Source organism: Neoakkermansia glycaniphila (assembly GCF_001683795.1).
GTDB classification, from domain to species: Bacteria; Verrucomicrobiota; Verrucomicrobiia; order Verrucomicrobiales; family Akkermansiaceae; genus Akkermansia; species Akkermansia glycaniphila.
On record NZ_LIGX01000015.1, the window covers coordinates 1 to 14,678 of the forward strand.

13 protein-coding genes are annotated in these 14,678 nt (G+C 56.7%); 9 read left to right on the forward strand and 4 right to left on the reverse strand.

The window, feature by feature from the left end; translation table 11 throughout:
- Nucleotides 1-35 precede the first annotated feature (35 nt).
- Genes cybH through AC781_RS04060 form a run of 3 tightly spaced genes read right to left on the reverse strand, consistent with a single transcriptional unit; the run spans nucleotide 36 to nucleotide 4,207 of the window.
- Nucleotides 36-1,199 carry a Ni/Fe-hydrogenase, b-type cytochrome subunit gene (gene cybH / locus AC781_RS04050; protein ID WP_067773903.1) on the reverse strand — a complete coding sequence of 388 codons (1,164 nt, stop codon included), beginning with the start codon at nucleotides 1,197-1,199 and terminating at the stop codon, nucleotides 36-38.
- Nucleotides 1,196-2,953 (reverse strand): nickel-dependent hydrogenase large subunit, encoded by a 1,758-nt coding sequence (locus AC781_RS04055; RefSeq protein ID WP_067773906.1) that lies wholly within the window; start codon nucleotides 2,951-2,953, stop codon nucleotides 1,196-1,198. Before AC781_RS04055 ends, cybH begins: the two co-directional genes overlap by 4 nt.
- Nucleotides 2,954-2,974: 21 nt before the next feature.
- Entirely contained in the window at nucleotides 2,975-4,207 is a 1,233-nt protein-coding gene (locus tag AC781_RS04060; RefSeq protein ID WP_067773909.1) for a hydrogenase small subunit, read from the reverse strand.
- A 309-nt stretch (nucleotides 4,208-4,516) separates the two neighbouring features.
- Between AC781_RS04060 and AC781_RS04065 the strand changes: the two genes are divergently transcribed.
- From AC781_RS04065 to AC781_RS04105, 9 genes are all read left to right on the forward strand, one after another.
- On the forward strand, nucleotides 4,517-5,218 hold the full coding sequence (locus tag AC781_RS04065; protein WP_071133282.1) for a phosphate signaling complex PhoU family protein: 702 nt from the start codon (nucleotides 4,517-4,519) through the stop codon (nucleotides 5,216-5,218).
- 37 nt (nucleotides 5,219-5,255) lie between these two features.
- On the forward strand, nucleotides 5,256-6,581 hold the full coding sequence (locus tag AC781_RS04070; protein WP_067773915.1) for a porin: 1,326 nt from the start codon (nucleotides 5,256-5,258) through the stop codon (nucleotides 6,579-6,581).
- Nucleotides 6,582-6,680: 99 nt separating this feature from the next.
- The gene (gene pstS / locus AC781_RS04075) at nucleotides 6,681-7,679 is read left to right on the forward strand and encodes a phosphate ABC transporter substrate-binding protein PstS (protein ID WP_067773918.1); all 999 of its coding nucleotides are present in this window, start codon (nucleotides 6,681-6,683) and stop codon (nucleotides 7,677-7,679) included.
- Between the two features lie 22 nt (nucleotides 7,680-7,701).
- Nucleotides 7,702-8,628, forward strand: coding sequence for a phosphate ABC transporter permease subunit PstC (gene pstC, locus AC781_RS04080; protein WP_067773921.1), 927 nt, complete (start codon nucleotides 7,702-7,704; stop codon nucleotides 8,626-8,628).
- Nucleotides 8,629-8,631: 3 nt separating this feature from the next.
- The gene (gene pstA, locus AC781_RS04085; protein ID WP_141675739.1) at nucleotides 8,632-9,516 is read left to right on the forward strand and encodes a phosphate ABC transporter permease PstA; all 885 of its coding nucleotides are present in this window, start codon (nucleotides 8,632-8,634) and stop codon (nucleotides 9,514-9,516) included.
- Complete coding sequence (gene pstB, locus AC781_RS04090) at nucleotides 9,494-10,261, forward strand: phosphate ABC transporter ATP-binding protein PstB (RefSeq protein WP_067773923.1); 768 nt, start codon at nucleotides 9,494-9,496, stop codon at nucleotides 10,259-10,261. The genes pstA and pstB overlap by 23 nt, the downstream gene beginning before the upstream one ends.
- Before the next feature lie 22 nt (nucleotides 10,262-10,283).
- Nucleotides 10,284-10,946, forward strand: coding sequence for a phosphate signaling complex protein PhoU (gene phoU / locus AC781_RS04095; protein ID WP_067773925.1), 663 nt, complete (start codon nucleotides 10,284-10,286; stop codon nucleotides 10,944-10,946).
- Between the two features lie 280 nt (nucleotides 10,947-11,226).
- Nucleotides 11,227-11,907 (forward strand): response regulator transcription factor, encoded by a 681-nt coding sequence (locus AC781_RS04100; RefSeq protein ID WP_067773928.1) that lies wholly within the window; start codon nucleotides 11,227-11,229, stop codon nucleotides 11,905-11,907.
- A gap of 74 nt (nucleotides 11,908-11,981) precedes the next feature.
- Nucleotides 11,982-12,956 (forward strand): hypothetical protein, encoded by a 975-nt coding sequence (locus AC781_RS04105; protein ID WP_067773931.1) that lies wholly within the window; start codon nucleotides 11,982-11,984, stop codon nucleotides 12,954-12,956.
- Nucleotides 12,957-13,478: 522 nt separating this feature from the next.
- On the opposite strand, the gene AC781_RS04110 is transcribed toward AC781_RS04105, so the two are convergent.
- Nucleotides 13,479-14,531 (reverse strand): toll/interleukin-1 receptor domain-containing protein, encoded by a 1,053-nt coding sequence (locus AC781_RS04110; protein ID WP_067773934.1) that lies wholly within the window; start codon nucleotides 14,529-14,531, stop codon nucleotides 13,479-13,481.
- Nucleotides 14,532-14,678 lie beyond the last annotated feature (147 nt).

Genomic DNA, 14,678 nt, shown 5'->3' on the forward strand with positions numbered 1-14,678 from the left:
GGAGGGGAGGTGCGTCACTTGGTGGGTGGGCGGGGTTATTCGTCGCGGAAGTGGACGCCTTTGCGCAGCCAGCGGCCTCCGCTGATCATGGAGGAGATGGTGCCGTCGCGATCCACATTGCCCGCCAGCGCGCTGAGGTAGACGTGGATGGTGATGAAGAGCATGAAGCACCATGTGCCGATGACGTGGATGAGGCGGACGTTGGCGACGCCGAGGACGTCGTTGATCGGCATGAAGAGGCCGAAGAACCAGTTGGCGGGTTCGTAGAGGGCGTAGAGGGTGAGGCCTGTGACGATCATGAGGGTGAAGAGTCCGTATACGCCGGTGTAGGTCCATTGCTGCAGGGGGTTGTGGCCGATGTAGCGGGGGCCGTCGAAGCTTTTTGCCAGCAGGTAGTCGCGCCCGGTTTCATAGAGGTCTTTCCACTGCTGTTTTTTGATGGGGAAGAGGGCGGAGATTTTCTGGTATTTGTTCGTGGCGAAGAAGAAGGTGGCGAAGCGCATGGTGACGACTCCGATGAGTATCCATGCGAGGATGAAGTGGAGGCGGCGTATGTTGCCGAACTGGTTGCCGCTTTCGAGGTCGCCGAATTTGATGAACCAGCCTTCGGCGATGCAGAATCCCGTAGCGATGAGGCCGAGGACGCACAGGACCCACATCCAGTGGAGGAGGCGGAGGGACCAGTCCCAGATGTGGAAGTAGCGGAATTCGGTCTGGGCATCGCGTACGCTGAGGGGTACGCGCATGGCGAAGATGGGGACGAAGCCGCAGAATTGCCAGAAGCCTTCGCGGTTGATGGCGACGGCGGAGGGGCGGAAGCCTTTGCGTTTGATGTGTTTGACGTTTTTGCGGACGGCGGCCTTGTCGGCGGGGGAGAGTTTGCAGAGTTCCATGAGGGCGTCGACGCTGCCCCGTGCTATTTCGAAGTCGCCTGTGGTTTGCCCTGCCGGCCGGATGACGGCGGTGCTGTAATGCCGTTTGTTGGTAGGGGGTGTCCACGATCCCGTTTTCTGTTCCCAGCCGACGGTTTGGGCGCAGGTTTCCGCCGCATGGACAAGGGCTTTGTCGCCCGGGTCGTTGCCGTTGTTGTCCGAGGCGGCTGCCGCGAGGCGCAGCAAGTCCATTTCGCCGATATCGCCGAACGGTACGGGCGTGCGGACGATGAGTTGGATGTTGTCGATCTGGAGCCTTGCGTTCATGGATCCTGATGGGTGTGGATGGGCGAGCCCGTTTCGTCATGCAGGTGGACGGCGCAGGATTGGCAGGGGTCGTAGCTGTGGACGGTGCGCAGGGGTTCGATGGGCTGCGCGGGGTCGATGAGGGGATGCTGCCCTGTGTGGGCGAGGGAGTATTCGTACGGGCCCATTTGCCCCTGTGCATCGCGGCCGGAGCTGTTCCATGTGCTGGGGACGACGCACTGGTAGTTCGCGACGGTTTCGTTTTCGATGCGTACCCAGTGGCTGAGGCTGCCGCGCGGGGCTTCCACCCAGCCGACGCCTTTGCATTTTTTCGGCCATGTGGCGGGTTCCCATTTGGCGGGGTTGAAGGTGGCGGTGTCGCCGTTTTTGATGCGCCGGACGAAGGATTTCATTTGTTCTACCATCATGTCGACGTTGATCATGGCGTCGAGGGCGCGGCCGTAGGTGCGGCCGTAGGTGGAGTTGAAGAGGCCGTTGTCGCGCGGGAGTCCGAGGCGGTCGAAGAGTTCGTTGGCTCGTTCGACGATGGGTGCGGCGCCCTGGGCGTAGCCGAGCATCATGCGGGCGTTGGGGCCTACGGACATGGCGTGCCCGTCGTAGCGCGGGGCTTTGACCCATGTGTACTGCGGGCGGTCGGAGATCCATGTGTACGGGGGCTGCGGGCCGTTGTAGTCGGCTTTGGTCTGGCCGTCGTAGGGGGCGAGGCCCGCTTCCCGGCCTTCGCTGTATTCATACCATGCACTGGTGACGAATTCGGCGATTTTGTTCTGGTCGAAGGGGATGACGGTTTTGTAGTCGCCGCCCAGCAGGACGCCGGGTTTGATCATGCCTTTGCCTGCGGGGGCTCCGGTGTTGATTTCGCTGGGGTCGCCGGTGGCGAAGACGTTCGGGTTCGCCGCGCCGATGTGGAAGTAGTCCTTGTAGAATCCGGCAATGGCGCATACGTCCGGATAATAGACTTTGTGGATGAAGGAGTGGCAGGTGTCGATGAGCTGCTGGATGGTGCTGATGGCGTACTGGTTGATGGTCTGGTCGTTTTCCATGTTGATGGCGCAGGCCATGCCGCCGACGAGGAAGTTAGGGTGCGGGTTTTTGCCGCCGAAGATGGTGTGGATTTTGATCATGTCCCGCTGCCAGTGGAGGGCCTGCAGGTAGTGGGCGACGGCCATGAGGTTGGCTTCAGGAGGGAGTTTGTAGGCGGGGTGGCCCCAGTAGCCGTTGGTGAAGATGGAGTATTGGCCGTAGGCGATGGATTCCTTGATTTTTTTCTGGACTCCGGCGAAGTATTCGACGGAGGACATGGGCCAGTCCGAGATGCTTTGGGCGAGTTTGGCGGTTTCGCGGGGGTCGGCTTTGAGCGCGGAGACGACATCGACCCAGTCGAAGGCGTGGAGCTGGTAGAAGTGGATGACGTGGTCCTGTATGCCCAGCGCGCCGCTGACGAGGTTGCGGATGAGTTGCGCCTGGATGGGGACGGGGTATTGCAGTGCATCTTCGACGGCGGCGATGGCGGCGATGGCATGGGTGCCGGTGCAGACGCCGCAGATGCGTTCCACGAAGGCCCAGACGTCGCGCGGGTCGCGGTTGCAGGCGATGACTTCGATGCCCCGGTATTGCGTGGTGGAGGTCCAGGCGTTTTTGATGACGCCGTCCCGCGCTTCGAGTTCGACGCGGAGGTGGCCTTCGATGCGGGTGACGGGGTCGATGACGACGCGGTTTTCCTTGGGGACGGAGGCTGATGTGTAATCGTTCATGGCAGTGGCCTTGGAAGGGGGTTATTCTCCGGTGTCGGTGATGTGGTCGTCCGCTTTGGGCGGGCGGCGGTCTTTGGGTACGTCGCCGTAGGCGGGGAGGTTGACGTTGGCGTCTTCCTTGCGGAATTGGCTCCGGGAGCGGATGGCGGAGCCGGTGATGTGGGCGGCGATGCCGACCCCTGCCGCCGCCATGGCTGCGATGCCCACGGCATTGGCCGAGGTTTCGATGCCGAAGCCGTGGATGTTCGGCAGCGTTTTGTAGAAGGGGGACATGCGGTCGAAGAAGTAGAGTTCCGTGCAGCCGATGCAGGGATGCCCCGACTGGATGGGGAAGCTGACGCCGCCGTTCCATTTGACGATGGGGCAGGGGGAGAAGGTGTTCGGCCCTTTGCAGCCCATTTTGTAGAGGCAGAAGCCCTGGCAGGCGTTTTCGTCGTCGAAGCTGTTGACGAATTGCCCGGCGTCGAAGTGGGCGCGGCGCTGGCAGTTGTTGTGGATGCGGGTGCCGTAGGCCATGAGCGGCCTTCCTTCGCCATCGCAGGGCGGCACTTTTTCGAAGGTGAGGATGTACATGATGACGGCGGTGATGACGTCGCCGATGGGCGGGCAGCCCGGTACGTTGATGACGGGGATGTCGGTGAGGATGTCGCGTACGCCGACGGCTCCCGTGGGGTTCGGACGTGCGGCCTGGATGGAGCCGAAGTATGCGCAGGAGCCGACTGCGAGGACGTGGGTGGCGTTTTTGGCGGCTCGGCGGAGGACGGTTTCGGCGGTTTCTCCCCCGATCATGCAGTAGACTCCGTTTTCCTTGACGGGGACGGAGCCGTTGACGACGAGGATGTGCGGCTGTTCGGCCGCATCGTGGAAGGATTTTTCGGCTGCGGCTCCCGAGGGCGCCATCAGGAGTTCCACGTAGGGCATGGAGACGACGGAGAGGACAAGGTTGCCGATTTCTTCGTTGTAGCTGCGGATGGTGCTTTCGAGGCAGCCTGTGCATTCCTGCAGCTGGAGCCACATGACGACGGGGCGTTTCATGGCGGCGATTTTGTCGGCGGCTTCCTGCGCTTCGGCTTCGCTGCCGCAGAGGGCGGTTACTCCCATCAGGCCGAGGAGTTTGAGGCACCATGTGTTGAATTCTCGGCGTGTGACGCCTCTTCTCTCCATGTGTTCGCCCAGTGTTTCACCCGGTTTCCAGGTTGTCAATTCAGGATGGATTTCAGCCGTGCAGTCCTGATTTCGCTCATCTTGCTTCATGATGAAAAGGTGTGGGCGGCATGCGGCGGGCAATGATGGTACCGACGTGCGCTGATAGCCGCTGGTTCATGTCATGGAATAGCACTTGCCTCGTATCTTGTCGATCCCATTTTTCGGGTTTCATCTATCTATTAGGTTTTTGTTTTGCTCATTTGTTTGAATATACTATTTTGTCATTGATGGAGTTGTGGAGCCGTTTTCCGGGTTCGTGACGACTTTGTCACACGATTTTTTTCGCGGGAACGAAAAAAATGTGGGATATACTAGTGCGTCGGGCGGCAAGCCCGGCAGAATGCAACAAAGATGATTATGAATTCCATTGTCGATATGACCGACAGCCATTCTCCGGCAGCCTCGATGCAGAGTGCGCTGGCCATGATACAGGACCGCACGCTGTGCCTCGGTGCGGAGATTTTGAAGAGCCTCCAGCATGTGCGTACGGCTTTGTTCGATTTCGAGCTTCCCTATGTGGAGCTGGCTCTGACGACGGGCGAGGTGCTCAAGGCCAAGGCCCGGATGATCGAGTGTTCGTGCAACGAGCTTCTTTCCGGCTACATTCCGCATGCAAGCAACTGGTATATGGCGGCCTCCGCCGCCCAGTGCGCGAAGCGGCTGGAGCGCGTGGTGCACCAGTCCATGACGATTGCGAAGAATGTGAACCGTATTCTCGGCCTGAACGAGTATCCGGACGTTTCTTCGATTCTTCCTCTGTACCTGCTGGCCGAGATCGAGCTGCGCGATGCCCTGCGCGCCCTGCAGCAGCGGGATATGGAGCTGGCCCGCGCCGTGTGCGACCGCGATCACGAACTCGATTCCCGCTTCCTCGCGGAGATGGAGACGGTGATGACGGATATGAGCGCCGGCATCCACAGCGTGCAGACGGGCATGAGCCTGCTGTTCATCCTCCGTGCCATCGAGCGCATCGGCGACCACGCCAAGGCGATGGCTTCCCCCGCGCTTTCCCTGTGCAGGCTCGACGATTCCCGTGCGGATTCCCTGCCTGTCGCCTGAACGTTTTCCTCCTACCCAAACCAAACAATACAATCATATGAATACATCGACACTTCCCGCTCTGGGCGCTCTCCTTCTCGGCACGACGCTGGCTTCCGCCGCTCCCGCCAAGGCCCCGGAAACTTCCGCTCCCGCCGCAACGGCCGCCAAGGATCCGTTCGTGTTCAGCAAGTGGGCGCAGAGCCGATTCGCCTGGTTCGACGCCAAGCGAGACAATGCCGCCAATCCCTGGATTCAGGATTTCAACGTATCCCTGCGTATGCAGTACCAGTGGAGCAATGTTGACCCTGCCGGTGGTGAAGACCGCATCAAGGGCGGTTCCAAGGGCGACGGCCGCCGCTGGAACGACGAATGGCGCCGTTTCCGCATGGGTGTGAACTTCAAGTTCCTCGAAAAGTTCAAGTTCGTGAATGTCTGGAATATCGGCGGCATGGACGGCCGCTACCAGTACAAGGACGGCTGGTACCGCGGTTCCAATACCTATTCCCTGTACGAGCTGTACACCGAGTATAACGCCGGGCAGGCCACCTTCGGCCTCGGCAAGATGAAGCCCGCCTATTTCGGCGAATACCGCACGTCTTCCTCCGCGATTCTGACGATCGAGCGTTCCGCTCTGGTGAACCAGCTCCGCGCCGAGACGAACTACGGTATTTCCGCCCGCAGTACGGACAAGAACGCCAAGATCGGCTGGCAGCTCGGCATGTACCTGAACGGCAACGGCCACGATAATCTGACGGAACCGGGCTTCAATACCGGGGACAATTGTTTCGTGGGCGGTACGATCAGCTACGATACGTCGAACATGGCATTCCTCGACAAGAGCCGTCTGTATCTCGACTACGCTCACAACTTCACCCGCCTCGATACCTACGGCAAGACGGGCCGCAATATCCCGGGCCGTTTCGAGTACCAGGGTACCGGCGCGGTCGATATGATCGGCCTGACGTGGGAAGGAACCCGCGGCAATTTCTACCTGATGACGGAAGTGATGGCCGGGTTCAATCTCGTGAATCTCGACGAAGGCAAGTCGAAGGGAGCCCAGAACGTGTTCGGCGTGACGATCATGCCCGCCTACAAGTTTACCCCGCACTGGGAAGGCGTGTTCCGCTACCAGCTCGCGACGGGCAGCAATGCCGTTGTCGTCGACAAGCGCTACTACAGCACGAACTCGAACTATTCCGCCGTGAGCGACTGCCTCCAGGGCTTCTACCTCGGTGCGAACTACTACCTCTTCCCGGACAATCCCAACATGATGAAGGTGATGGCCGGCGTTGAATACCTGAGCTCCAACGGTACTGATGCCAAGGGAGCCAAGGGCTACACCGGCTGGTCCTACTCCGTGGCCGTCCGTACGAACTTCTGATGCATGGGAGGCGCTTCGCCGCCCTGCCTGCCACAACGCGCGGCGGGCGGTCGAAGCTCCCTCATCTCCCCCCGAACCACCAACCTCAAAGACAGAACTATGTTCAAAACACTCTTTATCGCGCTCATCAGCGCTTCCGCCCTCTCCGCAGTTCATGCCGAGACGAATCTCAACGGCGCCGGAGCTTCCTTCCCGGCTCCCGTGTATCAGGTGTGGACGTACGACTACACCAAGCAGAACGACGATGTGAAGATCAACTACCAGAGCCTCGGCTCCGGTGCGGGGATCAACCAGATCAAGTCCGGTACCGTCGATTTCGCCGGAACGGATAACCCTCTGACTCTTGCGGAGCAGAACGAGGCTGGCCTCGTCCAGTTCCCGATGCTGACGGGCGGCGTGGTCGTGATCGTCAATATTCCGGGCGTGAAGAACAACCAGCTCAAGCTTGACCAGGATACGCTGGCGAAGATCTACCTCGGCAAGATCGAGCGTTGGGACGATGCCGCCATCAAGGCGCTGAATCCCGGCCTGAAGCTGCCGAAGATGAAGATCACCGTCGTACGCCGTTCGGATTCCAGCGGTACCACGTTCATCTTCACGAACTACCTGAGCAAGATTTCCGCCGACTGGAAGGAGCAGGTGGGTGAAGGCCCGGCCGTGAAGTGGCCCGTGGGCATCGGAGGCCAGAAGAATCCCGGCGTGTGCAACAACGTCGCCAAGATCAAGGGCAGCATCGGCTACACGGAATATACCTACGCCGTGGAAGCGAAGCTTTCCTGCGCCGCGCTGAAGAACAGCGCCGGAAAGTTCGTTGAGGCGAATGTGGATACGTTCACCGCCTCTGCCGCGAATGCCGACTGGAAGAATGCCCCCGGCTTCTTCATGTCGCTGACGGATACTCCCGGCGACCAGTCCTGGCCGATCACGGGCGTGACCTACATTCTGCTCCGCAAGGATCTCGCCGCCGACAAGAAGGCGGCTCTGACGAAGTACTTCAACTGGTGCTTCGACAAGGGAGCCCCCACCGCGACGAAGCTCAACTACGTGCCGATGCCCGGCAACGTGGTGGAACTGATCCGCGCAGACATTCTGAAGTAACCTGACAGACGGAGGAAACGCGATGTTCAAGACGGACAACATATTCAAGATCGTCTGCCTGGGCTGCGCCTCCCTGATCGGCCTGTTGATGCTCGGCGTGTTCATACAGCTGGGCGTCAACTCCGCCGATACGTGGGACAAGTTCGGCATCGGTTTCCTCTGGTCCGAGGAATGGGACCCTGTGGACGACAAATACGGCGCATGGCCGAATATCGCTGGTACGCTGATGACGACGGGGGTATCCCTCGCCATCGCGTTGCCGCTGTCGTTCGTGTCGGCCCTGTACCTCGTCGAAGCGCCCGGCTGGGTGAACAAGACGCTCAGCCAGGCCATCGATCTGCTGGCGGCCATTCCCAGCGTGATTTACGGGATGTGGGGGCTGTTTGTCCTCGCTCCGCTGATGCAGGAATACGTGCAACCCTTTCTGGCGGATACGCTCGGCCTGGCGAAGATGCCCGTATTCGGCTGGCTGCTCGGGGAGGATTACAACGGCTTCGGCTTCCTGACGGCGGGGCTGATTCTTTCTCTGATGATTCTGCCGTACATGTGCGCCATCATGCGCGACGTGTTCCGGATGACGCCGCCGATGCTCCGCGAGTCCGCCTACGGCGTAGGCTGTACGAAGTGGGAGGCGGCCAAGGACGTAATCGTCAAGTACGGCATCCGCGGCATTCTCGGCGGCGTGTTCATCGGCCTCGGCCGCGCGCTGGGCGAGACGATGGCAGTGCTGTTCGTCATCGGCAATATGATGGAGATGCCCGAAGGCCTGTTCTCCAGCGGCACGACGATCGCCGCGACCCTTGCCAACAATTTCGCCGAAGCGGACGGTCTGCAGAAGAGCACCCTGTTCGCGCTGGGGCTGATCCTGCTCGCGATGTCCTTCGGCATCCAGGTGTTCGCCCAGTATTACCTTCACGCCACCAGCGCCAAACGCGGAGAGGAACGTTGAACCATGAATGCACTTGCACTGAAAAAAGATATGCCGAGGCGCCCGATGGCGTTCCGCAAGCTGACGGATCTTCTGATACGCCTCTTTTCCCTGTTTTCCATCGCCGTGGCGGTGGGCGGCATGGCCTGGATCCTGTATACGGTCATCGGCCATGGAGTCAAGGTGATCGACTGGAGTTTCCTGACCAACGAGTCGAAGCCCTACGGCACGCCCGAATCGGGCATAGCCAATGCTTTGCTCGGAAGCCTTTATATTACGCTCGGCGCGGCGGCGATCGCCGTGCCTCTGGCCATGGCGGCGGGCATTTACCTGTCCGAATACGGCAAGAACAGCCGCATCGCCCATATTCTGCGCTTCAGCGCGAACGTGATGATGGGCATGCCTTCGATCATCGTCGGCCTGTTTGTGTACGTCCTGCTGGTGGTATCCACGGGCAACTTCTCCGGCTTTGCCGGTACGGTGTCGCTCGCCATTATCATGTTCCCGGTCGTGATGCGCACGACGGAAGACATGCTGGCGATGGTACCCTACACGCTGCGCGAATCCGCCCTTGCCCTCGGCATGACCCGCACGCGGACGACCCTGTGCATCATCACGCGCTCCGCGAAGAACGGCCTCGTGACGGGCATCCTGCTTTCGCTGGCCCGCGTGAGCGGCGAGACGGCTCCGCTGCTCTTCACCGCCATGTTCGCCGATTCCTGGCCGACTGCCTATTTCTCGCAACCTACGGCCAATATGCCCGTACTCATCAACGAATACACGATGAACTCCCCCTTCGAAGCCATGCACTCCGCAGGCTGGGGCGCAGCCCTCGTGATGGCCGGATTCATCCTGATCGTGAACATTCTGACCCGCATCATCTTCCATGACAACAAACAGAAACATTAAGATTTCCGCACGGAACATCAATTTCTTCTACGGCTCGCACCAGGCCCTCTTCGAGAACAATATCGATATCGAAGAGAACAAAATCACCGCCGTGATCGGGCCTTCGGGCTGCGGCAAGTCCACGCACCTCCGCATCTACAACCGCATTTTCGAACTGTACCGCGACCAGCGGACGGAAGGAGAGCTGTTGATCGACGGAGAGAATGTGCTTTCGGGCAGTGTGGATGTGCTGGCCCTGCGCCGCAAGGTGGGCATGATTTTCCAGAAGCCCACGCCGTTCCCGATGTCCATCTTCGACAATGTGGCCTATCCCCTCAAGCTCCATTACAAGCTCAGCAAGTCCGAAACGGCGGACCGCGTGGAACAGGCCCTGATCGGAGCCTCCATCTGGGATGAGGTGAAGGACAAGCTCAAGAAGAGCGGCCTCGCGCTGTCCGGCGGCCAGCAGCAGCGGCTGTGCATCGCCCGCGCCATCGCCGCCGCGCCCGATATCCTGCTGATGGACGAGCCGACGAGCGCGATCGACCCGGTGGCGACTCTGAAGATCGAGGAACTGCTTCTCCAGCTCAAGGAACGTTTCACCATCGTCATCGTGACGCACAATATGCAGCAGGCCGCCCGCGTGAGCGACGCCACGGCGTTCTTCTACAAGGGCCGCATCATCGAGTTCGACGATACGAATACCATTTTCACCAACCCATCCAACAAAAAGACCGAAGAATACATCACCGGACGTTTCGGTTGATGCACCCGGAAAGACCACGAATATGAAAGAACATTTCATTCAGGAAATCACGAACCTCAAGAGCATGGTCGAATCCATCGCGACGGAGGCGGAAGCTGCGCTCGCCAAGGCTCTGGAAGCCGTTTCGACGATGAACGTTCCGCTGGCGAAGGAAGTCATCGGCGGCGATTACAAGATCGATTGCGACGAAGTGAAGGTCGAGGAGGAATGCCTCAAGATTCTTGCCCTGTACCAGCCTGTCGCCAGCGATCTGCGGCTGGTGATTACCATTCTGAAGATCAACCACGACCTTGAACGCGTGGCCGACTTTGCCGTGGGTATCGCCCGGCGCGCCATCGATATGGCGAATTTCATCGATACCGATATCGAGCGGTTCGACTTCCGCAAGATGGAGGAGACGGTGCGCGGCATGCTCAAGAAAGCCCTGCAGGTGATGAAGAACGCGGATCCTCTGATGGCTTTCGTCATCATCCGGCAGGATGAGGTGGTGGATGCCATTCATCGGGAGAACGATGTGCGCGCCCGCGAGCTGATCGCCCTCTATCCGCAGCAGGCCGGGTACTATCTCGACAGCATGAATATCTCGCGCTCGCTGGAACGCGTGGCGGACATCGCAACCAATATCTGCGAGGATGTGATCTACCTCGAAAGCGGCAAGATCGTGCGGCATACGCATAATACGTAAGAGGGTTGGAGAGCCACAGATTGCGCAGATGCGCACAGATTTTGCATATTTGTATTCGGTTGACTGCTGAACCACGAATAAAATATGGATCATCAATATGATGCAAAATGAGAATCAAACATTTTCTTCATCCATTTCAATCCGGCGGTCAGCCGGATTCCTACGTGAAAAATCTGCGCCCATCCGTGAAATCTGTGGTTCCTGTCGCTTCTTTTCGCAAGTGACGGAAACGTCACAAAAAAAACGTGTTTTTCAACGTTAAGCATGCTACTTTTCTTTCATGCAACGCATTCTGGTTATTGAAGACGACGGGGATATTTCCGAACTCGTGGCCATGAATCTGCATCGCAGAGGCTACGAGGTGCTGCAGGCCTACGACGGCATGACGGGTACCCGTATGGCGTATGCGGAACTGCCCGACCTGATTATTCTCGATATCATGATGCCCGGCAAGGACGGTTTCGAGGTGTACAAGGCTTTGCAGCAGGATGAACGCGCCTCGCGCATTCCCGTGCTGTTCCTTTCGGCCCGTGCGCAGCTTGAAGACCGCCTTGTGGGGTTGGAGTTGGGTGCGGACGATTACGTTGCCAAGCCGTTCAGCCCGAAGGAGCTGATGCTCCGTGTGCAGAATGTGTTGAAACGCTATGCGCCGAAACCCGGTGAAGTGGAAGTGGTGCGGGGGCCGTTCCGGCTCGACAAGAACGCCCTGAAGCTGCATCTGGACGGCGAGGTGATCGACCTGACGGCCAGCGAGTTCAAGCTGCTGGCCTATCTCGTCGAACGCGCCGGGAGCGTGCAGGACCGCTACGAGATTCAGAAGAATGTCTGGGGCTACGGCGACGATGTGCAGACGCGCACGCTCGATACCCACATCAAACGCCTGCGCCAGAAGCTCGGCCCCTATGCCGACCATCTGGAAACCGTCCGGGGCGTGGGATATTGCTTCCGTTTCGACGATTGATTGCGGGGCGGCATGTTGCCTGAACGGGCTTGCCATGCGTCAGGCGGTTTTGGTATGCTTGCGGCAAGCATCCTATGAAAACCGTGATTGATGGAAAAAATGCCGTGTGGGCCGTTTTGGCGTCCATGTTCTTTGTGACCTCTGTTGAAGCGCAGACTGCCGGAGCGGCGGTTGCTCCTTCCCGTCCGGCGGCTGTGCCGGAGAAGGCAACCGATGTGCTGGATGGCTTGCCCGACGCCCGTAGGAAGCAGGTATGGGCGGATCATCGCGGGGGACAGGGTTGCAGCCTTGTCAAACGGGAGATCGAGGGGAAGGTTCGTTATTGCCTTGTGCCGCCCGCAGATGTCACTGCAGCAGGCGGCGGAGCAGGGACGGAGTTCCGCTATGCGGATATGGATGAGCTGGTGCGCGATCTGATGCGGTTCGGGCAATTTACCCGGGATGTGTGCGGTGACTCCCATGCTGGCGAGGAAATGCAAAAGGAAGCCTCCGGCGCGAAGACTCTGCCTCTGACGCCCGATGAGCTCGAAAAGCTGAAATTGAGCGCGGGCAAGTATCCGCCTGCATGGAAGGCGGAGGATGTCAGGCGTTATTATCTTGTCCGGTTGGAGTCTGCCGATGGGAAAGTCTGCTACCGGGGTTCGATCGACCTGCCTCCTGCGGGGATGTACGAGAAGGAATTTTCGTGGGAGGGATGGGAGACGTTTGATGATGTGGAGGCATTGGAACGCCTGATTCGCCGCTGGAACGGGGCGATGATTCCCGTAGTCGTGGACTCCGGATACTTCCGCAATATGCCGAAGGATGCGGAAGTTTCGTTCTGTCCCGATGAGGAATGGGATGCGATTTGCGAGGCGGCTCAGTTGCCCGTCGATATTGTCATCGGTCCGGAAAAGGCGGCGGTAGGGCCAACGTTCAGGGTGGGACTGGATGAGAAGGAGATGGATGCTGAGATTGAAAATATTAAGCAGGAACTTGCCGACAGAGAGCGGATGTTGTTGAATAAAACAAGATGTCTGAAGGAGCAGATGGGGGGCTATATAAAATGATGGGGAAGACCGGGCCTTTCTTAAGTCGGTGAAATCTATTTAAAGAATGTTCTAGAATTAACATCAGGATGATGTTATGCTGCTGCTGCGTTGAGGGAATGAAATGCTTGTGTTTTCATGATGAACTAGCATTCTTTACTCGATTCTATTGATATTATGACGGTTCATGGTTTCTTCAAGCAATTGGATGCGACATGCCGCCGGATGGAGCGCGAAGTCGTCCAGTGACAGTGCGAACTTTGAGGGGCAAACGGAATTGTGTTATTCTTTTACTATGCGTATATTGATTTTTTTGATTTACAATAAATTATATTGGTTATTTAGTTTAAGTAGGATCGAAAGAAACAGCGAAATTGTGACCGTTATCACTGCAAAATCAAATATTTGGTAGATAATGCGCTCCATAAGTCAAAAAGGATGAGCTTGGTTTCTACTTGTTATACAAAGAATACTTCTTCCTATTTGGTTATTGTTCAGTAGAGATGTGTGATCCTATAGTTCGATATTTCGTAACGATGCTATTTAGCAAGACTTAAAAAGTTTATCCCAATACTTTCTGTTCGCTAATTCGGGTACATAATCTAACTCCTCGGTTAAATGCTTCAAAAAGGATGGGGAAACTTCAGAATTGAGGAAATCACTTAATTCACGAAGGCTCTTTATAGCATCGGATACATAGGGATCTTCCATGTTCAATTGATATTCTTCACTATCTCCAATAATATATCTGTTCCTAATATTTTCCTGAACATCACTCCAGTCACAGGAATAATCTTGTGGAGCGAAAGCCTCTTCTCTCGCATATGCCTGAGAATAGATAAAATATTTCATACATAGATCGAATCGAGCCATTCCATTTTGGGCTTGCTTGACAAGTTCTTCATATTTTTTCGACTCATCCATAGACTCCCATTCTATTTCCCTGACCTCATCAACATCTTTGGCATTTTTCACCTTTTCATACTGCTCTCGCAGTTTCTCCAAGTCTATTTCCCGCTCATTGGAAATTTGTTTGTATCTTGCAGCGCTTTTTTTCGCACTTTCATATTCGTCTTTTGTAATCAATCCATCAGATTTTAAATCTTCTATTATACTTTTACAATCTTCTAAAAAGCTTTTAACCTCTTTATTTGTGTTGCTTAAATTTTTAACTTCTCCATAAAGCTTCTGCATCACCTCCTCAGCGAAATTCAGAAGAGCCTCCTCCTCATTAATACATCCCATGATCTGTTTTCCTGTGGTAAATCCAGGCATGTTGCCATAAGTAATCGGCGGCACAAGCAAAGAAATAATAGGCTTTTTGTGAGCTAAAGCCGCTCCCAATTCAATTGAACAGTTCGGTCTGTTGAGAAAATTGGAACTAATTATAAAAACAACAATATCACAGTTTTTCAAACCCTCCAGCATATCCTCCGGGAAGTAAACATTGTTTGGAATCTGCATCGACGACTTGTCAGTATAGTAAACATCGTCATACTGAATGTAACATCCCAAGTTCATGAACTTTAGAAACCGATCACACAAAAATTTGTCTGCGGAAGCGTGGCTAAGGAATACCTTATGTTTTTTGCACATGTGCAAACATCATATAAACTTCGGTTTTTAACGTCAAGCCATTTAGCATATTGTATTCTAGTGCCTATACTATCTAAATGGATGGGTGTGGAAGATTGGATGTAAGAACGTTTGAAGAAGGTTGGGAAAATCGCACAGAATGAAGAC